Origin of the sequence: Bacteroides parvus (assembly GCF_017309675.2) — a bacterium.
In the GTDB taxonomy this organism is placed as follows: domain Bacteria; phylum Bacteroidota; class Bacteroidia; order Bacteroidales; family Bacteroidaceae; genus Bacteroides; species Bacteroides uniformis.
Genome location: NZ_CP084680.1, coordinates 1,512,985 through 1,536,654, shown reverse-complemented (window position 1 = coordinate 1,536,654; position 23,670 = coordinate 1,512,985). Strand labels below are relative to the sequence as shown.

General features: G+C 43.9%; 30 protein-coding genes. All 30 read right to left on the bottom strand.

Features of this window, described 5'->3' with window-relative positions:
- Positions 1–9 precede the first annotated feature (9 nt).
- The 30 genes from rpsE to nusG all read right to left on the bottom strand — a co-directional run bounded on the left by rpsE (position 10) and on the right by nusG (position 23,665).
- Entirely contained in the window at positions 10–528 is a 519-nt protein-coding gene (gene rpsE, locus JXR92_RS06070; RefSeq protein ID WP_005825693.1) for a 30S ribosomal protein S5, read from the bottom strand.
- A gap of 5 nt (positions 529–533) precedes the next feature.
- On the bottom strand, positions 534–878 hold the full coding sequence (gene rplR, locus JXR92_RS06065) for a 50S ribosomal protein L18 (RefSeq protein WP_005656518.1): 345 nt from the start codon (positions 876–878) through the stop codon (positions 534–536).
- Positions 879–898: 20 nt separating this feature from the next.
- A complete protein-coding gene (gene rplF, locus JXR92_RS06060; protein WP_005825696.1) occupies positions 899–1,468 on the bottom strand; it encodes a 50S ribosomal protein L6 in 570 nt (189 codons plus the stop codon).
- 15 nt (positions 1,469–1,483) lie between these two features.
- The gene (rpsH, locus tag JXR92_RS06055; RefSeq protein ID WP_004291226.1) at positions 1,484–1,879 is read right to left on the bottom strand and encodes a 30S ribosomal protein S8; all 396 of its coding nucleotides are present in this window, start codon (positions 1,877–1,879) and stop codon (positions 1,484–1,486) included.
- Positions 1,880–1,934: 55 nt separating this feature from the next.
- The gene (gene rpsN, locus JXR92_RS06050) at positions 1,935–2,234 is read right to left on the bottom strand and encodes a 30S ribosomal protein S14 (RefSeq protein ID WP_005825697.1); all 300 of its coding nucleotides are present in this window, start codon (positions 2,232–2,234) and stop codon (positions 1,935–1,937) included.
- Positions 2,235–2,238: 4 nt separating this feature from the next.
- On the bottom strand, positions 2,239–2,796 hold the full coding sequence (gene rplE, locus JXR92_RS06045) for a 50S ribosomal protein L5 (RefSeq protein ID WP_117601009.1): 558 nt from the start codon (positions 2,794–2,796) through the stop codon (positions 2,239–2,241).
- Positions 2,796–3,116, bottom strand: a complete 321-nt coding sequence (gene rplX / locus JXR92_RS06040; protein WP_117601008.1) for a 50S ribosomal protein L24 — start codon at positions 3,114–3,116, stop codon at positions 2,796–2,798. Before rplX ends, rplE begins: the two co-directional genes overlap by 1 nt.
- A gap of 20 nt (positions 3,117–3,136) precedes the next feature.
- On the bottom strand, positions 3,137–3,502 hold the full coding sequence (rplN, locus tag JXR92_RS06035) for a 50S ribosomal protein L14 (RefSeq protein WP_005825700.1): 366 nt from the start codon (positions 3,500–3,502) through the stop codon (positions 3,137–3,139).
- Between the two features lie 2 nt (positions 3,503–3,504).
- Positions 3,505–3,774, bottom strand: a complete 270-nt coding sequence (gene rpsQ / locus JXR92_RS06030; protein WP_005825701.1) for a 30S ribosomal protein S17 — start codon at positions 3,772–3,774, stop codon at positions 3,505–3,507.
- Positions 3,771–3,968: a 50S ribosomal protein L29 gene (gene rpmC, locus JXR92_RS06025; RefSeq protein WP_117601007.1), complete on the bottom strand. Its 198-nt coding sequence runs from the start codon at positions 3,966–3,968 to the stop codon at positions 3,771–3,773. Before rpmC ends, rpsQ begins: the two co-directional genes overlap by 4 nt.
- Before the next feature lie 5 nt (positions 3,969–3,973).
- Positions 3,974–4,408 carry a 50S ribosomal protein L16 gene (rplP, locus tag JXR92_RS06020; protein WP_004291234.1) on the bottom strand — a complete coding sequence of 145 codons (435 nt, stop codon included), beginning with the start codon at positions 4,406–4,408 and terminating at the stop codon, positions 3,974–3,976.
- Positions 4,409–4,429: 21 nt separating this feature from the next.
- A complete protein-coding gene (rpsC, locus tag JXR92_RS06015) occupies positions 4,430–5,161 on the bottom strand; it encodes a 30S ribosomal protein S3 (RefSeq protein ID WP_004291235.1) in 732 nt (243 codons plus the stop codon).
- 5 nt (positions 5,162–5,166) lie between these two features.
- Positions 5,167–5,577, bottom strand: coding sequence for a 50S ribosomal protein L22 (rplV, locus tag JXR92_RS06010; protein ID WP_004291236.1), 411 nt, complete (start codon positions 5,575–5,577; stop codon positions 5,167–5,169).
- A gap of 36 nt (positions 5,578–5,613) precedes the next feature.
- On the bottom strand, positions 5,614–5,883 hold the full coding sequence (gene rpsS, locus JXR92_RS06005) for a 30S ribosomal protein S19 (RefSeq protein WP_002558070.1): 270 nt from the start codon (positions 5,881–5,883) through the stop codon (positions 5,614–5,616).
- A 20-nt stretch (positions 5,884–5,903) separates the two neighbouring features.
- Positions 5,904–6,728, bottom strand: a complete 825-nt coding sequence (gene rplB / locus JXR92_RS06000; RefSeq protein WP_117601006.1) for a 50S ribosomal protein L2 — start codon at positions 6,726–6,728, stop codon at positions 5,904–5,906.
- 5 nt (positions 6,729–6,733) lie between these two features.
- On the bottom strand, positions 6,734–7,027 hold the full coding sequence (rplW, locus tag JXR92_RS05995; protein ID WP_005825706.1) for a 50S ribosomal protein L23: 294 nt from the start codon (positions 7,025–7,027) through the stop codon (positions 6,734–6,736).
- 16 nt (positions 7,028–7,043) lie between these two features.
- On the bottom strand, positions 7,044–7,670 hold the full coding sequence (gene rplD / locus JXR92_RS05990; protein WP_005825707.1) for a 50S ribosomal protein L4: 627 nt from the start codon (positions 7,668–7,670) through the stop codon (positions 7,044–7,046).
- Positions 7,670–8,287 carry a 50S ribosomal protein L3 gene (gene rplC, locus JXR92_RS05985; protein WP_117601005.1) on the bottom strand — a complete coding sequence of 206 codons (618 nt, stop codon included), beginning with the start codon at positions 8,285–8,287 and terminating at the stop codon, positions 7,670–7,672. The genes rplD and rplC overlap by 1 nt, the downstream gene beginning before the upstream one ends.
- 19 nt (positions 8,288–8,306) lie before the next feature.
- Positions 8,307–8,612, bottom strand: a complete 306-nt coding sequence (rpsJ, locus tag JXR92_RS05980; RefSeq protein WP_004291244.1) for a 30S ribosomal protein S10 — start codon at positions 8,610–8,612, stop codon at positions 8,307–8,309.
- A gap of 87 nt (positions 8,613–8,699) precedes the next feature.
- Positions 8,700–10,817, bottom strand: a complete 2,118-nt coding sequence (gene fusA / locus JXR92_RS05975; protein WP_117601004.1) for an elongation factor G — start codon at positions 10,815–10,817, stop codon at positions 8,700–8,702.
- 57 nt (positions 10,818–10,874) lie between these two features.
- Positions 10,875–11,351 carry a 30S ribosomal protein S7 gene (rpsG, locus tag JXR92_RS05970; protein WP_005825710.1) on the bottom strand — a complete coding sequence of 159 codons (477 nt, stop codon included), beginning with the start codon at positions 11,349–11,351 and terminating at the stop codon, positions 10,875–10,877.
- Positions 11,352–11,507: 156 nt separating this feature from the next.
- Entirely contained in the window at positions 11,508–11,909 is a 402-nt protein-coding gene (gene rpsL / locus JXR92_RS05965) for a 30S ribosomal protein S12 (protein ID WP_005825712.1), read from the bottom strand.
- 117 nt (positions 11,910–12,026) lie between these two features.
- A complete protein-coding gene (locus JXR92_RS05960) occupies positions 12,027–12,338 on the bottom strand; it encodes a DUF3467 domain-containing protein (RefSeq protein WP_117601003.1) in 312 nt (103 codons plus the stop codon).
- Between the two features lie 271 nt (positions 12,339–12,609).
- The gene (gene rpoC, locus JXR92_RS05955; protein ID WP_117601002.1) at positions 12,610–16,905 is read right to left on the bottom strand and encodes a DNA-directed RNA polymerase subunit beta'; all 4,296 of its coding nucleotides are present in this window, start codon (positions 16,903–16,905) and stop codon (positions 12,610–12,612) included.
- Between the two features lie 108 nt (positions 16,906–17,013).
- The gene (gene rpoB, locus JXR92_RS05950; RefSeq protein ID WP_117601001.1) at positions 17,014–20,826 is read right to left on the bottom strand and encodes a DNA-directed RNA polymerase subunit beta; all 3,813 of its coding nucleotides are present in this window, start codon (positions 20,824–20,826) and stop codon (positions 17,014–17,016) included.
- 105 nt (positions 20,827–20,931) lie between these two features.
- Positions 20,932–21,309 carry a 50S ribosomal protein L7/L12 gene (rplL, locus tag JXR92_RS05945; RefSeq protein WP_004291279.1) on the bottom strand — a complete coding sequence of 126 codons (378 nt, stop codon included), beginning with the start codon at positions 21,307–21,309 and terminating at the stop codon, positions 20,932–20,934.
- A gap of 61 nt (positions 21,310–21,370) precedes the next feature.
- Positions 21,371–21,892, bottom strand: a complete 522-nt coding sequence (gene rplJ / locus JXR92_RS05940; RefSeq protein ID WP_131225719.1) for a 50S ribosomal protein L10 — start codon at positions 21,890–21,892, stop codon at positions 21,371–21,373.
- A 15-nt stretch (positions 21,893–21,907) separates the two neighbouring features.
- A complete protein-coding gene (rplA, locus tag JXR92_RS05935) occupies positions 21,908–22,606 on the bottom strand; it encodes a 50S ribosomal protein L1 (RefSeq protein ID WP_005825721.1) in 699 nt (232 codons plus the stop codon).
- A 15-nt stretch (positions 22,607–22,621) separates the two neighbouring features.
- Positions 22,622–23,065, bottom strand: a complete 444-nt coding sequence (rplK, locus tag JXR92_RS05930; RefSeq protein WP_005825722.1) for a 50S ribosomal protein L11 — start codon at positions 23,063–23,065, stop codon at positions 22,622–22,624.
- 57 nt (positions 23,066–23,122) lie between these two features.
- A complete protein-coding gene (gene nusG / locus JXR92_RS05925) occupies positions 23,123–23,665 on the bottom strand; it encodes a transcription termination/antitermination protein NusG (RefSeq protein WP_005825724.1) in 543 nt (180 codons plus the stop codon).
- Positions 23,666–23,670: the final 5 nt, after the last annotated feature.

Sequence of the window (23,670 nt, the reverse complement as noted above, 5' to 3'; positions counted from 1 at the left end):
TCTTCCTCCTTATCCTCTAAATACTTTTTCCATACTAACTCCTCTGTTCTGGGCAACCATACGAGCATCGCGCATTTCACTCAATGCCAAGATAGTAGCCTTTACCAAGTTGTGCGGGTTGGAAGAACCTTTTGACTTAGCCAAAACGTCTGTTACACCAACACTTTCCAATACGGCACGCATTGCACCGCCAGCAACAACACCGGTACCGTGAGAAGCCGGTTTAATAAATACTTCAGCGCCACCGAACTTTGCAGACTGTTCGTGAGGAACTGTACCTTTCAGTACAGGCACTCTTGTCAGGTTTTTCTTTGCAGATTCAACACCTTTGGCAATAGCAGCGGTTACTTCACCAGCTTTACCAAGGCCCCAACCGATGATGCCTTCTTCGTTTCCTACTACCACAATAGCAGAGAAACTAAAAGTTCTACCACCTTTGGTTACTTTGGTTACACGATTAATAGCAACCAATCTGTCTTTCAGCTCTATATCGTTTGTAATCTTAACTCTATTATTAAGTCCTGCCATAATGATTAAAATTTAAGTCCACCGTTACGGGCAGCATCAGCCACCTCTTTTACTCTCCCATGATACAAGTAACCATTACGGTCGAAAACAACAGTAGTAATACCTGCTTCCTGAGCTTTTTTCGCAATCAGTTCACCTACTTTAGCAGCTTGTTCCTTCTTAGGCATTTTTTCAGTCATACCCAAAGAAGAAGCGGCAGCCAATGTCTTACCGGACAAGTCGTCGATAATCTGAACATAGATTTGCTTGTTACTTCTAAATACACTCATACGCGGGCATTCAGTAGTACCTGAAATTTTGTTGCGTACTCTATATTTGATCTTAATTCGTCTTTCTATTTTTGTTGTCATAATAATATCAATTTAAATGATTATTTAGCACCAGCTGATTTACCAGACTTTCTACGAATTTCTTCGCCAACAAACTTAATACCCTTACCCTTATACGGTTCAGGCTTACGGAAAGAACGTATTTTAGAGCAAACTTGACCAAGTAACTGCTTGTCGCAAGATTCCAATATAATCAAAGGATTCTTGTTTCTTTCAGACTTAGTCTCAACTTTAACTTCAGGAGGCAACTGTATAAAGATACTGTGAGTATAACCTAAAGCCAGTTCAATGATATTTCCCTGGTTAGAGGCACGGTAACCTACACCGACAAGTTCCAATTCTTTCTTATATCCTTCTGATACACCAACAACCATGTTGTGTACCAATGAACGGTATAATCCATGGAATGCATGCTTTTGCTTAGGATTATCCAGCATTGCATTTTCATTCTCAGCCAAAACAACATGACCGTCTTCGATGGTAACATTGATAGCAGGATTTACATATTGGCTCATTTCGCCTTTGGGTCCCTTAACGGTAACCACGTCATCTTTCAGAGTAACTGTTACTCCAGCGGGAATACTAATGGGTAATTTTCCTATTCTTGACATTGCTAATTCCTCCTATTAATATACATAACACAAAACTTCACCACCAATCTTTAGTTCAGCGGCTTCTTTGTTGGTCATTACACCCTTGGAAGTAGATATTATAGCAATACCCAAACCATTAATAACACGCGGCATGTCTTTATAACCGGTATATTGACGCAAACCCGGAGAAGAGATTCTCTCCAGCTTCTTGATAGCGTTAACCTTGTTTACCGGATCATACTTCAAGGCAACTTTAATTGTACCTTGAGGACCATCTTCTACAAACTTATAATTAAGAATGTAGCCCTTTTCAAAAAGAATCTTAGTGATTTCTTTTTTCAAATTTGAAGCCGGAACTTCCACAACTCTGTGCTTCGCTTGAATAGCGTTCCGCAACCTCGTCAAATAATCTGCTATTGGATCAGTCATATAAAAAATAAATTAAATTAATCAGGCCTACCCTGACAATATTTAAAAAACAAAATTACCAGCTTGCTTTCTTTACACCGGGAATAAGACCGTTAGAAGCCATCTCACGGAACTGGATTCTGGAGATACCAAACTGACGGATATATCCTTTAGGACGACCAGTCAGCTTGCAACGGTTGTGCATACGAATCGGATTAGAATTCTTAGGCAGGTCCTGCAATTTCTGTGCAGCTTCAAAAGCTTCAGCAGGATCACCAGTTCTAACGATTTGCTTCAACGCAGCTCTCTTCTCGGCATATCTGGCTACTAATTTAGCACGCTTTACTTCACGTGCCTTCATTGATTCCTTTGCCATATTATCAATCTTTTTTAGCGTTTTTAAACGGTAAACCGAATTCCTTCAACAAGGCATACCCTTCTTCATCTGTTTGCGCAGAGGTTACAAAGGTAATATTCATTCCGAGAATTCTAGTAATACTATCGATATTAATTTCAGGGAAAATGATTTGTTCCTGAATACCAAGGGTATAGTTACCCTTACCATCGAACTTACTTTCAATACCCTTGAAGTCGCGAATACGAGGCAGAGCTACACGAACCAACTTTTCAAGGAATTCGTACATTCTCTCACGACGCAGAGTTACCATAACACCAATCGGCATTTTCTTACGCAACTTAAAGTTTGCAATATCCTTACGAGAAATGGTTGCCACGGCTTTCTGACCAGTGATAGCAGTCATTTCATTAATTGCCACTTCAATAATCTTCTTGTCAGCAACAGCCATACCCAAACCTTGATTGATAACAATCTTCTTAAGTACGGGTATCTGCATAGAAGAAGAATACTGGAACTGTGATTTCAATGCAGGCGCAATACGGTCTGCATATTCTTTCTTAAGGCTAGCAGTATTACTCATTACTTAATCTCCTCTCCTGATTTTTTAGAATAACGCACTAAAGTGCCTTCAGCACTTACTTTTCTACCAACACGCGTTGCTTTACCAGTCTTTGGATCAACGGGATTCAAATTTGACAAGTGGACAGAAGCTTCCTGCTTCACAATGCCACCTTGTGGGTTTTTAGCATTCGGTTTTGTGCTCTTAGACACCATGTTGATACCTTCAACGATTGCGCGGTTTTTATCAACAAGAACCTTCAATACACGACCAGTCTTACCCTTGTCTTCACCGGAGTTTACATAAACTGTATCGCCTTTTTTAATATGTAATTTACTCATTACTCAAATCTTTTACAATATTAAAGTACTTCAGGAGCGAGTGACACAACTTTCATGTTAGTAGCACGAAGTTCACGAGCTACCGGACCGAAAATACGACTACCTCTAATTTCACCTGCATTGTTCAACAACACGCAAGCATTATCATCAAAACGTATGTAAGAGCCATCAGCACGACGGATTTCTTTCTTAGTACGTACGATCAAAGCTTTAGACACTGCACCTTTTTTAATATCACTTGAAGGGATAACGCTCTTAACAGAAACGACAATCACGTCCCCTACTGAAGCATAGCGACGACCTGTACCACCCAAAACACGGATACAGAGAGCCTCTTTTGCCCCACTATTATCACATACTGTAAGTCTGGATTCTACTTGTATCATAATTACTTAGCTCTTTCAATTATTTCTACCAATCTCCATCTCTTAGTCTTGCTCAAAGGACGAGTTTCCATGATGTGTACAGTATCGCCGATATTGCACTCATTCTTTTCATCATGAGCATGGTACTTCTTCGTCTTGCTAACGAACTTACCATATATGGGGTGTTTCTCCTTAAACTTAGCTGCTACTGTAATGGTCTTATCCATCTTGTTGCTCAGCACAACCCCAGTTCTTTCTTTTCTTAAATTTCTTGCTTCCATCAAGCTCATCATTTATTGTTAAGTTCTCTTTGGCGTAATTCAGTCTTCATACGCGCAATAGTCCTGCGTAATTGTTTGATCTGAGCAGGATTATCCAAAGGAGAAATAGAATGATTTAAAATCATTTGGTTGTAATTAGCTACTTCTGCTTCAACTCTTTCTACCAAGTCGTTGGTAGGCATCTCTTTAATTTCTGCTATTTTCATACTCCTTACGCATTTTGATTTTGAATATCATAATCACGTCTAACCACAAACTTGGTTGTGATAGGAAGCTTCTGTGCAGCTAAGCGCAAAGCCTCTTTAGCGATTTCATAAGATACTCCTTCGGCTTCGATAATAATTCTACCCGGTGTAACTGGGGCAACGAATCCCTCCGGTGCACCCTTACCTTTACCCATACGCACATCAGCTGGCTTTCTGGTAATAGGCTTGTCGGGGAAAATACGAATCCAAATCTGTCCTTGACGTTGCATATATCTTGTCACTGCAATACGCGCAGCTTCAATCTGACGGCCTGTAATCCATTTCGTTTCCAAGGCCTTAATACCAAAAGATCCGAAAGCCAACTGGTTTCCTCTTTGGGCATTACCCTTTTGACGGCCTTTTTGTTGTCTTCTGAATTTTGTTTTTTTCGGTTGTAACATAATTCCTAAAAATCAAATTCGTTAGCGATTATTTTTCTTTCTTTTGAAGTTCTTTCCGCCATTGTTTCCGCTATTGCTTCCACGACCACTTTCCTTGCTTTGCGTAAAGTTCGGAGCCAACTCCTTCTTACCATAAACTTCACCTCTACAAATCCAAACTTTAATACCGAGAAGACCAACCTTAGTCAATGCTTCTGCATGACAATAGTCGATATCTGCTCTGAAAGTGTGCAACGGAGTTCTTCCTTCCTTATACATTTCAGAACGAGCCATTTCTGCACCATTCAAACGTCCTGAAATCTGAATCTTGATACCTTCCGCACCCATACGCATTGTATTGGCAATGGCCATCTTAATGGCACGACGGTAGGCAATTTTGCCTTCAACCTGACGGGCAATGTTGTTAGCCACGATAACAGCGTCCAACTCAGGTCTTTTAACTTCGAAGATATTAATCTGAATATCCTTATCCGTAACCTTCTTCAACTCCTCCTTCAACTTGTCAACTTCTTGGCCACCTTTACCGATAATGATACCCGGACGTGCAGTACAAACGGTAATAGTCACGAGTTTCAGTGTACGTTCAATTACAATTCTTGACACACTAGCCTTTGCCAGACGAGCGTTCAAATATTTACGAATCTTGCTATCTTCCAGCAGAGAGTCGCCGTAATTCTTTCCACCATACCAATTGGAATCCCATCCTCTGATAATTCCTAAACGGTTGCTTATTGGATTAACTTTTTGTCCCATTTACCTTAATTTTGATCTTCGTTATTACTTTTAGAACCAACGAACAACGTTACGTGGTTTGAACGTTTACGAATTCTGTAACCTCTACCCTGCGGAGCCGGTCTCATTCTTTTGAGTGTGGCACCACCATCAACAAAAATCTTGGTTACGAACAGCTCGCCACTTTCAGCTTTACGTTCGTTTTTCTGCTCCCAGTTAGCAATTGCAGAGCGCAGCAACTTTTCCACTCTTGCGGCAGCCTCTTTTGAAGAGAACTTCAAAACGCCGAGTGCTCTGTTCACCTCCATCCCACGAATCATGTCAGCCACGAGACGCATTTTACGGGGGGAAGTAGGAACATTTTGCAATTTCGCAAAATACATGGTCTTAAGGGCTTCTTTTCTTTTTTCAGCCGATATTTTTTTTCTTGCTCCCATTATATTATTACTTTATTATTTCAGATAAATCCTGTTTTATTTTTTCTTGTTACCAGCGTGTCCTCTGAAAGTACGAGTTGGAGCAAATTCTCCCAACTTGTGTCCTACCATATTTTCGGTAACATAAACAGGAATAAATTTATTTCCGTTGTGAACTGCAACAGTATGGCCTACGAAATCAGGCGAAATCATTGAAGCTCTGGCCCAGGTCTTAACTACCACTTTCTTGCCCGATTCATTCATGGCAAGCACTTTCTTCTCAAGCTTAACGTTAATATACGGACCTTTTTTTAATGAACGACTCATAATTTACTCAATTAATCAGATTACTTCTTTCTTCTCTCAATAATATACTTAGACGATTGTTTCTTCGGAGCTCTTGTCTTAAGACCCTTAGCATACAATCCCTTACGAGATCTCGGGTGTCCTCCTGAAGCACGTCCTTCACCACCACCCATCGGGTGATCAACCGGGTTCATAACAACACCACGGTTACGCGGACGACGTCCTAACCAGCGAGAACGTCCAGCTTTACCCGAACTTTCCAATCCATGATCTGAGTTACCTACACTACCGATAGTAGCCTTACAAGTACTGAGGATCTGACGAACCTCCCCTGAAGGCAACTTGATAACGCAGTACTTACCTTCTCTGGAAGTCAACTGAGCGAAGTTACCGGCCGAGCGAACCAAGGCAGCGCCTTGTCCCGGACGTAATTCGATGTTGTGAATTACAGTACCGACCGGAATATTCTGAAGTGGAAGTGCGTTTCCGATTTCCGGAGCAGCAGCCTCACCTGACATCAAAGTCATACCAACTTGCAATCCGTTGGGAGCAATAATATATCTTTTTTCTCCATCTGCATAAAACAACAAAGCAATACGAGCCGAACGATTCGGATCATATTCAATTGTTTTAACCACTGCAGGCACACCGTCTTTATTTCTCTTGAAATCTACGATACGAATAATCTTCTTACTACCGCCACCGATGTAGCGCATAGTCATCTTACCTTCATTGTTACGACCACCTGAAGATTTCTTACCAAATACAAGAGACTTTTCTGGTACCCGTGCAGTAATCTCTTCGTAAGTACCAATAATTTTATGTCTTTGCCCCGGTGTTGTGGGCTTAAATTTACGTACTGCCATTTTTATTAAATATTGCTATAAAAATCAATAGTATCTCCTTCTTTCAACGTAACGATAGCTTTCTTGAACGCATTCGTACGTCCGTTGATGATACCGGCACGAGTATAGCGGCTCTTATTTTTGCCGGCATACTTCATCGTATTCACATCAACTACTGTAACGTTGTAAAGGGCTTCAACTTCCTTCTTAATTTCCAGTTTATTAGCTTCAGGACGCACGATAAAGCCGAAACGATTGTTCGTTTTATCAGTAATTGCAGTCATCTTCTCTGTCACTAACGGTTTAATAATAATTCCCATTATTTAAGCCTCCTTTTTACATTAAGATATTGTCGATAGCAGAAAGTGCACTTTCAGCAAACACAACAACCCCAGCGTCCAATACTCTATAAGTATTCAACCCTGAGATAGTCTGCACATTAGCACCCTTTACATTACGAGCCGACAAATATACGTTTTTATTTGCTTCTGGTAAAATCACAAGCAGCTTTTTGTCAGAAACTTTAAGATTTTTTGTCATTGCAACGAAATCTTTAGTCTTCGGAGCTTCAAAAGAGAAGTCTTCCACCACTACAACCGCGTTGTTCTGAGCCTTGTATGACAAAGCTGACTTACGAGCCAGAGCCTTTACTTTCTTGTTTAATTTGAAGTAGTAATCTCTCGGTTTCGGACCGAATACGCGTCCACCACCAACAAGTACCGGTGAGTTCATGTCACCACGACGTGCACCACCGCCACCTTTCTGGCGACCGATTTTACGAGTAGAACCACTGATTTCGCTTCTTTCCTTTGACTTGTGTGTACCCTGACGCTGGTTAGCCATAAACTGTTTAACATCCAAGTAGATAGCGTGGTCGTTGGGCTCAATTCCGAAGATAGACTCGTTTAACGTAATCTTTCTCCCAGTGTCTTCACCTTTAATGTTATATACGTTAACTTCCATTATTTCTCAATTATTACGATTGAACCTTTGCAACCAGGAACAGACCCCTTAATCAAAAGAAGATTATGCTCCGCGATTACCTTTAATACCTGCAGGTTTTGAACAGTTACTCTGTCGCCACCAAGCTGTCCACCCATGCGCATTCCCTTGAATACTTTTGCGGGGTAAGAACAAGCACCAATAGAACCCGGCTTACGAGCGCGGTTGTGCTGACCGTGAGTAGTCTGGCCTACACCACCGAAACCGTGGCGCTTTACCACGCCCTGAAACCCCTTACCCTTAGAGGTACCTACAACGTCAACAAAAGTTGTGTCATTGAACAGTTCTACAGTAACAGTGTCACCCAGATTCAACTCTGTTTCAAATTCTTTGAACTCAGCCAAGTGTTTCTTGGGAGTTACTCCAGCTTTTTTAAAGTGCCCCATCAAAGGCTTTGTAGTGTGCTTCTCCTTCTTATCTTGGAAGCCCAGCTGAACAGCTTCATAACCGTCCTTTTCTACAGTTTTCACTTGAGTAACAACACAAGGACCTGCTTCGATAACAGTGCATGGTACATTCTTACCCTCGGCACTGAAAACGGATGTCATTCCGATTTTTTTTCCTAATAATCCTGGCATTTCACTTAATTTTTAATACTTACACTTTAATTTCTACTTCCACACCACTCGGCAACTCCAACTTCATCAGAGCGTCTACTGTCTTAGCTGTTGAGCTATAGATGTCAATCAGTCTCTTGTAAGAAGAGAGTTCGAATTGTTCACGCGACTTCTTGTTAACGAAAGTCGAACGGTTCACGGTAAAGATACGCTTGTGCGTAGGAAGAGGAATCGGACCGCTAACGATAGCGCCCGTTGTCTTCACCGTTCTTACAATTTTCTCAGCTGACTTGTCAACCAAGTTGTGGTCGTAAGATTTCAGTTTGATTCTAATTTTTTGACTCATTACTGTTTTTAGTTATTAAATAGTTATATAAGATGAAGTTCCGCAGGCTAAGAGTCATTCGCTAGCCTACGGGACTTCAAGTTTTTTTTAGATTAAGTCAGCACGGCCTTTCACTTCCTCCAATACTGCCTTGGCAATAGAGTTGGAAACCTGGGCATGGTGAGAATATACCATTGAAGAGGTTGCACGACCAGAAGTGATGGTACGCAATGCTGTTACGTAACCAAACATTTCTGCCAGCGGAACCATTGCCTTCACGATACGTGCACCGGAACGGCTAGATTCCATACCTTCCACCTGGCCACGACGCTTGTTCAAGTCACCGATAACATCACCCATGTTTTCTTCCGGAGTAACAACTTCCAGCTTCATGATAGGCTCCATCAATACCGGACCCGCCTTAGCACAAGCGTTCTTATATGCCTGGATAGCACAGATTTCGAAAGACAACTGATCAGAGTCAACCGGGTGGAAAGAACCGTCAATCAAAGTTACTTTCAGTGAATCCAGCGGATAACCAGCCAACACACCGTTCTTCATAGCAGTAGTGAAGCCCTTCTGTACAGACGGAATAAATTCCTTAGGGATGTTACCACCCTTCACTTCGTCAACGAATTGCAATCCACCTTCCTTGAAGTCTTCATCAACCGGGCCGATATTCACGATAATATCAGCGAATTTACCACGACCACCAGACTGCTTCTTGTAAACTTCACGCAAATTAACTGTCTTAGTGATAGCCTCCTTGTAGTTAACCTGAGGCTTACCTTGGTTACATTCAACCTTGAACTCACGTTTCAGACGGTCGATAATAATATCCAAGTGGAGCTCACCCATACCAGAGATAACTGTCTGACCAGTCTGTTCGTCAGTCTTAACTGTGAACGTCGGGTCTTCTTCAGCCAACTTAGCCAAACCATTTGACAGCTTATCCATATCTTTCTGAGTCTTAGGCTCAACAGCGATACCAATTACCGGTTCCGGGAAGTCCATAGATTCCAATACAATCGGTGCAGTTTCGTCACACAATGTATCACCAGTATGTATATCCTTGAAACCTACGCCAGCACCAATATCACCAGCACCGATAACTTCTACCGGATTCTGCTTGTTTGAGTGCATCTGGAACAAACGGGATACGCGTTCTTTCTTACCAGAACGAGAGTTATAGATATAAGAACCAGCCTCTATCTTACCGGAATAAACGCGGAAGAAAGTCAAACGACCTACATACGGGTCAGTTGCAATCTTAAATGCCAAAGCAGAAGTCTTTTCGTCTTCGCTCGGTTTACGATCTTCTTCAGCACCAGTTTCGGGATTTGTACCGACAACATTCTCTGTATCCAGCGGAGAAGGCAAGAATGCACAAACGTAATCAAGCAATGTCTGTACACCTTTGTTCTTGAATGAAGAACCGCAAAGCATCGGAACGACAGCCATTTGCACTGTTGCGTTACGGAGAGCTCTCAAAACCTCTTCTTCTGTAATGGTAGAAGGATCATCGAAATATTTCTCCATCAAAGCATCATCAAACTCAGCCACTTTTTCGAGCATCTTATCTCTCCATTCGTTAGCTTCGTCTACCAGATTTGCAGGGATTTCCTCTACTGTATAGTCAGCGCCCATTGTTTCATCATGCCAATAGATAGCTTTCATTTTGATAAGGTCTACCAGGCCTTTGAAAGATTCCTCAGCACCGATAGGAACGACGATAGGACACGGATTAGCTCCCAAAACATCCTTCATTTGGCGAACTACTTCAAAGAAGTCAGCGCCCGAACGGTCCATCTTATTAACGTAAGCGATACGCGGTACGTTATATTTGTCAGCTTGGCGCCAAACTGTCTCAGATTGCGGTTCAACACCACCTACTGCACAGTAAGCAGCAACGGCGCCATCAAGAATACGCAAAGAACGCTCTACCTCAGCGGTAAAGTCAACGTGTCCCGGAGTGTCAATCAAGTTAATTTTATAAGTATCACCGGCATATTTCCAACGAGTGGTAGTAGCAGCAGAAGTGATAGTGATACCACGTTCCTGTTCTTGCTCCATCCAGTCCATTGTAGCGGCACCATCGTGCACCTCACCGATTTTGTGGGTTAAACCCGTGTAAAACAAAATACGTTCAGAGGTCGTTGTCTTTCCGGCATCGATGTGGGCCATGATACCGATATTACGTGTCAAATGTAAATCATGCTTTGCCATTTTCTAATTCCCTTACTTTAAGTTTTTAATCTTCTAATTGGTTAGTCTCTTATAGTATTAGAATCTGAAATGAGCAAACGCACGGTTAGCTTCTGCCATTCTGTGCATGTCTTCTTTACGTTTGTAAGCACCACCCTGTTCGTTGAAAGCATCCATGATTTCAGCGGCTAACTTGTCAGCCATTGACTTGCCACCACGCTTACGTGCAAAGATAATCAAGTTCTTCATTGAAATTGACTCCTTACGGTCAGCACGGATTTCTGTAGGAACCTGGAAAGTAGCACCACCCACACGGCGAGACTTCACTTCCACCTGAGGAGTCACATTATCCAGAGCTTTTTTCCAAATTTCAAGAGCGGATTTCTCTTCGTTCTGCATTTTATTCTTCACTGTTTCCAACGCAGCATAGAAGATTTCATAAGAAGTGTTCTTCTTTCCATCGTACATCAAATGATTCACGAACTTGGAAACTTTTACATCATTGAACACGGGATCCGGAAGGATAACGCGTTTTTTCGGTTTTGCTTTTCTCATTTGTCTGAAAGAATAATGTTTTTCGTTCTTGGTTGTTTACTTCTGTCTTCTTCAACTCTCCCTCCGGAGAATTTACTCAACCTTTAGCATTTCCAACAAACTAAAACGTAAGTTATTACTTTTAATTTTTCTGTTTTTGGGTATCAGGCCACCAGATTATTTCTTCTTAGCAGGAGCTGCTTGACCCGGTTTCGGACGTTTTGCGCCGTATTTGGAACGTCTTTGTGTACGACCTGCAACACCTGCAGTATCCAAAGTACCACGTACGATATGATAACGCACACCCGGAAGGTCTTTTACACGACCACCACGTACCAATACAATAGAGTGTTCTTGCAAATTGTGACCTTCTCCCGGAATATAAGAGTTCACCTCTTTACCATTGGTCAAACGTACACGAGCTACTTTACGCATAGCTGAATTCGGTTTTTTCGGAGTGGTTGTATACACTCTCACGCAAACGCCACGTCTTTGAGGACAAGAGTCCAAGGCTGGAGACTTTGATTTCTCCACCAGCACTTCGCGTCCTTTTCTTACTAATTGCTGAATTGTAGGCATTTTAATTGTTTTTAGTTATATATTATTGTTTATATTAATTCAGAACTATACACTTTTGGGCTGCAAAGATACTAATAAGTTTTGAATAATCAATGCACTACAAGTTTTTTTTTAATTTTACGCTTCACCCTTGATGTTGGGAAGAGGCGGAAATGTTTGTTCGTCCGGCATGTGAATCGGTCCGAAAGAGCGTTCGTATTTCCCAATATTCTCTTCGAGTGCACGCAGCAAACGCTTGGCATGTTCGGGTGCCAAAACTATGCGCGATTGCACACCAGCCTTTGGCATTCCAGGCATCACGCGAATAAAGTCGAGAATAAATTCCGAACTGGAATGAGTTATAATAGCCAAATTGGCATATGTACCTTGCGCCACTTCTTCCTTCAATTCTATCTGAAGTTGACCGTTGTTGTTTTCTTGATTTTCCATGTTGCACAATTATTTTTAAAATGTTCTTAAAAGATAGACCAAAAGTACTCTTTTTTTTCGGACGATATACATTTAAGTCCCCAAAAGACACATAATAATCCGTCCAGAAAAAGAAGCAAGCCACTACAATCGTTTTGCAGTAGCACTATAACAAACATGCAGAAGCGTTGCAATACAGAAGGAAGAGGCAAAGATAAAACAGAAAGGGAATACTCCTTCTTATAGGATATTCCCTCTCTCTATTTAATAGAATTATATTGACGTTGTAAGGTTATCCCTCTACTTTCTCGTCTACAGCATAATCAAGTACCGTCTTCTTGTTAGCAAGCATACGGTCGTACTCTTCTTTGGAGCCAACAATAATCTTCTCGAACTCGCGCTGTCCGGTACCGGCAGGAATCAGGTGACCGCAGATTACGTTCTCCTTCATACCTTCCAGACGGTCCACCTTTCCGTTGATGGCAGCCTCGTTCAGCACCTTCGTCGTTTCTTGGAAGGAAGCAGCCGACATGAAGCTTGAAGTCTGCAATGCAGCACGGGTGATACCTTGAAGAATCTGAGTAGAAGTCGCAGGTACAGCGTCGCGCACTTCCACGGGTTTCAAGTCGCGGCGTTTCAACATGGAGTTCTCGTCACGCAGCTTGCGGGCCGTCACGATCTGACCAGCCTGCAAACTCTGGGAATCTCCAGCATCCACTACCACCTTCTTTCCCCAGATACGGTCGTTCTCTTCCATGAATTCCATCTTGTCAACAACTTGCTGCTCCAGGAAGCGGGTATCACCCGGCTCGTCAATTTCCACCTTGCGCATCATCTGACGTACAATGATTTCAAAGTGCTTATCGTTAATCTTCACACCCTGCAGACGGTAAACGTCCTGAACCTCGTTCACGATATATTCCTGCACGGCTGTAGGACCTTTGATGGCCAGGATGTCCGCAGGTGTGATAGCACCGTCTGATAACGGAGTACCGGCACGTACATAGTCGTTCTCCTGAACCAAAATCTGCTTGGACAACGGTACGAGGTACTTCTTCACTTCGCCGGTCTTGGAAGTAACGATGATTTCGCGGTTACCGCGTTTCACTTTACCCATGGTAACCTCACCGTCGATTTCTGAAACCACAGCAGGATTAGACGGGTTACGTGCCTCAAACAGCTCAGTGACACGGGGAAGACCACCCGTGATATCACCCGCTTTACCTACGGCACGCGGAATCTTCACGATAACTTCACCGGCCTTTACCTTTTGACCGTCCTCAACCACCACGTGGCCACCTACCGGCAAGTTGTATGTACGGATCAGTTCGCCGTCTTCTGTCATGATGTGTGCGGTAGGCACCTTCGTCTTATCCTTAGACTCAATGATGATGATTTCGCGCAAACCGGTAGATTCATCAGACTCTACCTTATAAGTCACGTTTTCAATAACGCCTTCAAATTCAATCTTACCGGTAGCTTCGGTAATGATAACTGCGTTGAACGGATCCCAACGGGCAATCATCTTGCCCTTCTCTACCATTTCACCGTCAGCAGCATAGAGCGTAGAACCGTAAGGTACGTTGTGGGTAGAAAGAACAATACCCGTGTTGACATCCACGAAACGCACTTCAGCCAGACGGCCTACCACTACCTTTGCAGGTTCGCCTGCTTCGTCAATAACGTCTACCGTACGGAGTTCTTCGAATTCCAAACGGGCAGGGTTCTTAGCCACGATACTTGCGTTGGCAGCGATATTGGCTGCCGTACCACCGGCATGGAATGTACGCAGTGTCAACTGTGTACCCGGCTCACCGATAGACTGTGCAGCAATTACGCCGACTGCCTCACCTTTCTGAACCATGCGGCTGGAAGCCAGATTACGTCCGTAACACTTGGCACAAACACCCTTCTTGGATTCGCAGGTCAATACGGAACGGATTTCAACACTCTCAATCGGGGAATCTTCAATCTTCTGCGCAATGTCTTCGGTAATTTCCTCACCGCCAGCCACAATCAGTTCGCCAGTTGTAGGATGAACAATATCATGTACGGATACACGACCGAGGATGCGTTCATACAGAGTGGCGATGGTTTCGTCATTGTTTTTCAATGCTGTACAAACCAATCCGCGGAGCGTGCCGCAGTCTTCTTCATTAATAATCACATCGTGCGATACGTCAACCAGACGACGGGTCAGGTATCCGGCGTCAGCCGTCTTCAAAGCGGTATCGGCAAGACCCTTACGGGCACCGTGAGTAGAGATAAAGTATTCCAACACGGACAGACCTTCCTTAAAGTTAGAAAGAATCGGATTTTCAATAATCTGACCGCCTTCGGCACCTGCTTTCTGGGGCTTTGCCATCAAACCACGCATACCGGAGAGCTGACGGATCTGTTCCTTAGAACCACGGGCACCGGAATCCAGCATCATGTATACAGAGTTGAAACCCTGGTCGTCGCTTGAAATGGTTTTCATCAAGATGTTGGACAACTCTGAGTTCACGTGTGTCCAGATATCGATTACCTGATTGTAACGCTCGTTGTTGGTGATGAAACCCATGTTATAGTTATTGATTACCTGCTCTACTTCATCATAACCTTTCTGTACTAATGCTTCCTTCTCTTCCGGGATGATGATATCCCCCAAGTTGAACGACAGACCACCCTTGAAGGCCATGTAGTAACCGAGGTTCTTGATCCCGTCGAGGAAGTCGGCTGCCTTGGCAACACCACACACCTTGATTACGTGACTGATGATATCGCGGAGTGACTTCTTGGAGATAATCGTATTGATATATCCTGCTTCTGCCGGAACAATTTCGTTGACAATGACACGGCCCACGGAGGTATCGTGCATCATCTTGTCCACAATGTTGCCATTCTCATCAACGTCTTTCACTATGACGCTTACCGGAGCGTGAATGTCGCACTTACCTTCATTATAGGCAATCAGTGCTTCTTCTGGACCGTAGAATGTCAACCCCTCACCTTTGGCACCTTTGCGCAACTTAGTGATGTAGTACAAACCGAGTACCATATCTTGGGCGGGCACAGTGATAGGAGCACCGTTAGCAGGGTTCAATATATTGTGTGACTGGAGCATCAGCATTTGTGCTTCCAGAATCGCTTCGTTGCTCAGCGGCAAGTGAACGGCCATCTGGTCACCGTCGAAGTCGGCATTAAACGCCGTACATGCCAACGGGTGCAGCTGGATTGCCTTACCTTCGATCATCTTGGGCTGGAATGCCTGAATACCGAGACGGTGAAGTGTCGGAGCACGGTTCAACAGCACCGGATGACCCTTCATCACGTGTTCCAGAATATCCCAGATAACAGGTTCCTTGCGATCTACAATCTTCTTGGCACTCTTTACTGTCTTCACGATACCGCGCTCAATGAGCTTACGGATGATGAACGGCTTATAAAGCTCAGCTGCCATCAGTTTTGGAATACCGCATTCACCCATTTTCAACTCTGGACCTACAACGATTACAGAACGTGCGGAATAGTCGACACGCTTACCCAACAAATTCTGACGGAAACGTCCTTGCTTGCCCTTCAAACTGTCAGAAAGTGACTTCAACGGACGGTTAGCGTCAGTCTTCACAGCACTCGATTTACGAGAGTTGTCGAACAGAGAGTCGACAGCTTCCTGCAACATACGTTTTTCATTACGTAAAATCACCTCAGGAGCCTTGATTTCAATCAATCTCTTCAGACGATTGTTACGGATGATGACACGACGGTAAAGATCGTTCAAGTCAGAAGTTGCGAAACGCCCTCCATCCAACGGAACCAACGGACGAAGTTCGGGTGGAATAACCGGCACAATGCGTACAATCATCCACTCAGGCTTGTTGCGTCCACGTGATGCACGGAACGACTCAACTACCTGAAGACGTTTCAGGGCTTCGGTCTTGCGTTGTTGTGAAGCATCGCTTCCGGCACGATTACGCAGTTCGTAAGACAAAGAGTCAAGATCGAGGTGTGACAGCAAATCGTAGATAGCTTCCGCGCCCATCTTGGCAATGAACTTATTGGGGTCTGAATCTTCGAGGAATTGGTTGTCTTTCGGCAACTTTTCCAGTAAGTCCAGGTATTCTCCTTCTTCCAGCAAGTCGTACTGTGCCACTTCGTCGGACAGTACACCTGGCTGAATGACAACATAACGCTCGTAATAGATAATGGCATCCAGTTTCTTGGTGGGCAGGCCCAACAAGTAACCGATTTTGTTGGGAAGTGAACGGAAATACCAAATGTGAGCCACGGGCACAACGAGCTGGATATGTCCCATACGCTCACGGCGCACTTTCTTTTCAGTCACTTCCACACCACAACGGTCGCAGACGATGCCTTTGTAACGGATACGCTTGTACTTACCGCAATGGCACTCGTAATCCTTGATAGGACCAAAGATGCGCTCGCAGAACAATCCGTCGCGTTCGGGCTTATACGTACGATAGTTGATGGTTTCAGGCTTTAAAACTTCACCACTCGAATTCTCAAGGATTTCCTCAGGAGAAGCCAAACCGATAGAGATTTTCGAGAAATTACTCTTTATCTTGTTATCTTTTCTAAAAGCCATAAATTTATTTAATTGATAATTGACAATGGAAAATTGAAATTGAAAAACTGAAAACCGATAATTGAGAATGGTAACTTGCATTATCCATTCTCAATTATCAATTATCCATTATTCTAAGTTGATGCTCAAGCCCAAACCTCTCAACTCGTGCAGCAATACGTTCAGTGACTCGGGGATACCCGGAGCAGGCATCGGCTCACCCTTCACGATTGCTTCATAAGCCTTGGAACGTCCTACAACGTCATCAGACTTGATAGTCAGGATTTCCTGCAGAATGTGTGCGGCACCGAATGCTTCGAGAGCCCAAACTTCCATTTCTCCAAAACGCTGACCACCGAACTGTGCCTTACCACCCAACGGCTGTTGCGTAATGAGTGAGTACGGACCGATGGAACGTGCGTGCATCTTGTCTTCAACCATGTGACCGAGCTTCAGCATGTAGGTCACACCTACCGTAGCCTGCTGCTCGAATGCTTCACCGGTACCACCATCATACAGCGTTGTCTTGCCGTAACGGGGCAAGCCGGCCTTATCGGTCCATTCGTTCAAATCGTCCAAAGATGCACCGTCAAAGATAGGAGTGGCAAACTTCACGCCCAAGTTCTTTCCGGCACGACCGAGAACGGCCTCGAATATCTGACCGATGTTCATACGTGAAGGCACACCCAACGGATTCAGCACGATGTCTACCGGAGTACCGTCAGCAAGGAACGGCATGTCTTCCTGGCGTACCACGCGGGAAACAATGCCCTTGTTACCATGACGACCAGCCATCTTGTCACCGACACCAATCTTACGTTTCTTGGCAATGTATACCTTGGCCATCTGAATGATACCTGCGGGCAACTCGTCACCGATAGTAATGGCAAACTTCTTGCGCTTCAACTCGGCATCGAGTTCCTTATACTTCTTGATGAAGTTCATCACCAACGCACGAATCAGTCCGTTGGTATGTTCATCCTTCGTCCAGTTGCTCAACTGAACAGCAGTGAAGTCCAAATCACTGAAGTCGGAAGCAGAGAATCTGGCGCCTTTGGAAATTATGTCGGCACCCATGTAATCCTTCACACCTTCCGATGTATAGTTTTCTGTAAGCTTCAACAGTTTGTTTATCAATACTTTCTTGAGATCACCTATCTTGGCATCGAATTCGTCGTCAATCTTCGGCAGCAGAGCCTTGTCGGCCAGCTTGGAGCTGCGAGTCTTAATAACACGAGAGAACAGACGCTTACCGATAACAACACCTTTCAAAGAAGGAGAAGCTTTCAAAGAAGCGTCCTTCACATCACCGGCCTTATCACCGAAGATGGCACGGAGCAGTTTCTCTTCCGGAGAAGGATCTGATTCACCCTTCGGAGTAATCTTACCGATAAGGATATCCCCCGGCTCGATGCGGGCACCCACACGAACAATACCGTTTTCGTCAAGGTCTTTAGTCGCTTCCTCACTTACATTGGGAATGTCAGAAGTCAACTCTTCCATACCACGCTTCGTTTCACGAACTTCCAAAGAATATTCTTCCACGTGTACAGAAGTCAAAAGGTCCTCACGAACCACGCGTTCGTTCAGTACAATAGCATCCTCATAGTTATAGCCCTTCCACGGCATGTAAGCAACCAGCAGGTTCTTACCCAATGCAAGCTCTCCGTCTTCGGTTGAATAACCTTCTGTCAAAATTTGACCTGCAGTAACGCGCTGGCCCTTCTCGCAAATCGGACGGAGGTCAATCGTCATGTTCTGGTTGGTACGGCGCCATTTCGGGATATTATATTCTTTCAATGCAGGCTCGAAGCTTACGAATTCCTCCTCTTCCGTACGGTCGTACAGAATACGGATAGTCGTTGCATCCACGAATTCAACCACACCGTCACCCTCGGCAGTAATCTGCGTACGGGAATCGCGTGCCAGCTGACGTTCGATACCAGTACCTACAATCGGAGCTTCGCTCTTCAACAAAGGAACAGCTTGACGCATCATGTTTGATCCCATCAATGCACGGTTGGCGTCATCATGCTCCAGGAACGGAATCAAAGAAGCTGCAATAGAAGCAATCTGCTGGGGAGATACGTCCATCAATTCCACCTCGGAAGGAGGAACCACCGGATAGTCGGCATCCTGACGGGATTTTACTTTATCACGTACAAAAGTACCGTCATCGTTCAAAGGAGCATTACCCTGCGCAATAATCTTGGCTTCCTCTTCTTCTGCGGTGAGGTAAACCAAACCTTCGTCAGAAAGGTCAACCTTACCATCTGCCACCTTACGGTACGGAGTTTCAATGAAGCCGAGCTCGTTGATTTTCGCAAATACGCAGAGTGAAGAAATCAAACCGATGTTCGGACCTTCAGGAGTCTCGATAGGACAAAGACGCCCGTAGTGAGTATAGTGTACGTCACGAACCTCGAAGCCTGCACGTTCGCGTGACAAACCGCCAGGACCCAGGGCAGACATACGGCGCTTGTGAGTAATCTCGGCCAGCGGGTTGGTCTGGTCCATGAACTGTGACAAAGCATTCGTTCCAAAGAATGAATTGATAACGGAAGAGATTGTCTTGGCGTTAATCAGGTCAATAGGAGTAAAGACTTCATTGTCACGGACGTTCATACGTTCGCGGATAGTACGCGACATACGTGCCAGACCGATGGCAAACTGATTGGACAACTGTTCGCCCACTGTACGCACACGACGGTTGCTCAAGTGGTCGATATCATCCACATCCGCTTTCGAGTTAATCAACTCGATGAGATATTTGATAATTTCGATAATATCTTCCTTGGTAAGGACACGCACGTCCATATCGGTCGTCAAGTTCAACTTTCTGTTGATACGATAACGGCCTACATCACCCAGGTCATATCTCTTTTCTGAGAAGAACAAGTTATTGATAACTTCGCGTGCACTGGCATCATCGGCTGGGTCTGCATTACGCAGCTGGCGGTAGATGTAGAGTACAGCTTCTTTTTCCGAGTTACTCGGATCCTTCTGCAGAGTATTATATATAATAGAATAGTCAGACTGGTTCGGTTCTTCCTTGTGTACGAGGATATTCTGAACACCCGACTCTAATATAATATCAACATGTTCCGGCTCGATTACAGTTTCACGATCGATAACGACTTCGTTACGCTCGATGGAAACAACTTCACCGGTATCTTCGTCTACAAAATCCTCAATCCATGTTTTCAACACACGTGCGGCCAACTTACGTCCCACCATCTTCTTGAGATTCGTCTTGTTTACCTTCACGTCTTCCGCCAAATTAAAGATCTCGAGAATGTCCTTGTCATTCTCAAAACCGATGGCTCTCAGCAAAGTAGTAACCGGCAATTTCTTCTTACGGTCAATGTAAGCATACATGACGTTGTTGATGTCGGTGGCAAACTCAATCCACGAACCCTTGAACGGGATGATACGGGCTGAGTACAACTTGGTACCGTTGGCATGTACGCTCTGTCCGAAAAATACGCCCGGTGAACGGTGAAGTTGGGATACAACCACACGTTCCGCACCGTTGATGACGAATGTCGCCTTATCCGTCATGTAAGGAATGGGACCTAGGAACACGTCCTGAATGACCGTGTCAAAATCTTCGTGGTCGGGGTCGGTACAATATAATTTCAATTTTGCCTTCAAAGGCACGCTATATGTAAGCCCTCGCTCTATACATTCATCAATGGTATAGCGCGGCGGATCAATATAGTAGTCCAAAAACTCAAGAACAAAATTATTTCTTGTATCGGCAATGGGGAAGTTTTCAGCAAATACTTTATACAGTCCCTCGTTCTTACGCTTCTCGGGTGGGGTGTCCAGTTGTAGAAAGTCTTTGAATGACTTCAATTGTACTTCCAGAAAATCCGGATATTCAAGCGGATTCTTAGTCGAAGCAAAATTAACTCTTTGATTTACAGTATTTGAAGACATCTGTTAATGGATTTGTAGAACTTAATTTTAAATATATACACAAAAAGGTTAAGAACCCTTTTCACGAAGGGTTCCTAACCGAATTACCTGATTTACAGGCTAATGTTATTTAAGTTCAACTTCAGCTCCAGCTTCTTCCAATGTTTTCTTCAATGATTCTGCTTCGTCTTTAGCCAAACCTTCTTTTACTACGCTAGGAGCACCGTCTACCATGTCCTTAGCTTCCTTCAAGCCAAGACCGCAAGCTTCCTTAACGGCTTTAACTACCTGAAGTTTAGCTGAGCCAGCGCTCTTCAATACTACGTCGAAAGAAGTCTTTTCTTCTGCGGCAGCAGCACCACCAGCTGCAGGACCAGCAGCAACAGCTACAGCTGCAGCAGCAGGTTCAATACCATATTCTTCTTTCAGGATTGTTGCAAGTTCATTAACTTCTTTTACTGTCAAGTTAACTAATTGTTCTGCAAAAGCTTTCAAATCTGCCATTTTTGTATGATTTTTAATTGTTTAAATACTAAATAAATTGATATAATTCTTTTTCCGAAATTTACGCTTCGGGACGTTCACCAAGAGTCTTGAGAACTCCGTGGAGGGTGTTACCACCTGATTGCAGAGCAGAAATAACATTCTTGGCCGGTGACTGCAGCAATGCAACGATATCGGCAATAACTTCATTCTTACTCTTGATACTTACGAGAGCATCCAACTGGTCAGCACCAACATAGAAGCTTTCTTCTGCATATGCAGCCTTCAGTCCGGGAATACCATTCTTAGCCTTATCTTTGATCAACTTGGCCGGTGCGTTAGCAACGTCGCTGAACATTACGGCAGTTGTACCTTTCAGAGAACCATAAAGCGGAGAAAAGTCTTCTTCCAGGCTTTCCAATGCCTTGTGAAGCAATGTATTCTTAACTACCATCAATTTGATGTCAGCTTTGAAACATTCTCTTCTCAACATGCTGGTTGTAGCAGCATTCATGGCAGTGGTATCCACCAAATAGAAGTGACCGTATTCCTTCACTGTAGCAGCAATCTGCTCAATAATCGTACTTTTATCTTCCTTTCTCATTATTACTCCGTTTTATTAGATTTCTTCTACTGTTTTCGGGTCAATCTTGATGCCCGCACTCATCGTGCTAGAAAGATAAATACTCTTAATATATGTACCCTTGGCTGCAGTCGGTTTCAATTTATTCAAAGTAGAGATGAATTCTTTCGCATTGTCGCGAATTTGCTCAGCGCTAAATGAAACTTTACCGATAGAAGTATGAACAATACCGCTCTTGTCAACCTTGAAGTCGATTTTACCTTGTTTTACTTCTCTTACAGCTTTAGCAACATCCATAGTTACAGTGCCACTCTTGGGGTTAGGCATCAATCCACGAGGACCGAGCACACGACCGAGTGCACCAATCTTACCCATGATGGACGGCATAGTGATAATCACATCAATATCAGTCCATCCACCTTTGATCTTTTCAATATATTCGTCAAGACCAACATAGTCAGCTCCGGCTTCTTTTGCAGCAGCTTCAGCATCTGGTGTACAAAGCACCAAAACGCGTACAACCTTACCAGTACCGTGAGGAAGTGATACAACACCTCTCACCATCTGGTTGGCCTTACGCGGGTCAACGCCCAAACGTACGTCGATATCCAGAGAAGCGTCAAACTTGGTATAAGTGATTTCTTTTACCAACTGAGCAGCTTCCTTGAGAGAGTATGCTTTCCCTGCTTCAATTTTTTCTGCAGCCAACTTTTGATTTTTTGTCAGTTTACCCATTCTAATTGAAGTTTATTAATTATTAACCGGGAACTCCCCTTTTACAGCGATACCCATACTTCTAGCTGTACCGGCAACCATTTTCATGGCAGCTTCTACAGTGAAACAGTTCAAGTCAACCATTTTGTCCTGAGCAATCGTACGAACTTGTTCCCAAGTAATCTCGGCAACCTTCTTACGGTTAGGCTCAGCAGAACCACTCTTTTGCTTCGTCACTTCCAACAACTGGATAGCCACGGGAGGAGTCTTGATTACAAAATCGAAAGACTTGTCTGCGTAGTAAGTGATAATCACAGGAAGAATCTTTCCTGCTTTGTCTTGGGTTCTGGCGTTGAATTGCTTGCAAAACTCCATGATATTGATACCCTTGGAACCCAAAGCAGGTCCTACTGGGGGAGATGGATTTGCCGCGCCTCCTTTAATCTGTAATTTGATTAGTCCAGCAACTTCTTTAGCCATTTTCTAATTGATTTATATATAAACATTAATGAAGAATACTACAGCGTAACACCTGCACTATTCTTTTTCAACTTGCATAAAGCCCAATTCGAGCGGAGTCTTCCGTCCGAATATCTTGACCATGACCTTCAGTTTCTTCTTCTCGGTGTTCACTTCTTCAATGATTCCACTGAATCCACTGAACGGACCGTAATTCACCTTTACAGTCTCGCCGACTACATACGGGATACTCAAGTCTTCACCTGATTCCTGCAATTCGTCAACCGTACCAAGTATACGATTCACTTCCGACTGTCTCAGAGGTACGGGTTTTTCCGAACCACCCAAGAACCCTATCACATTAGGAGTATTTCTCAGATGATGAGCAACCTCACCCACCAGAGCAGCCTCCACCAAAACGTAACCAGGGAGATAACTTCTCTCTTTCACAATTTTCTTACCATTGCGAACCTGATATACCTTTTCGGTAGGAATCAATACCTGAGATACGTAATCACCAAGGTCGCTGTTTTTAATATCAGCTTCAAGGTATTCCTTTACCTTAGCTTCTTTTCCGCTAATAGCACGCAAAACGTACCATTTCTTTTCAATCTCAGACATTTCTT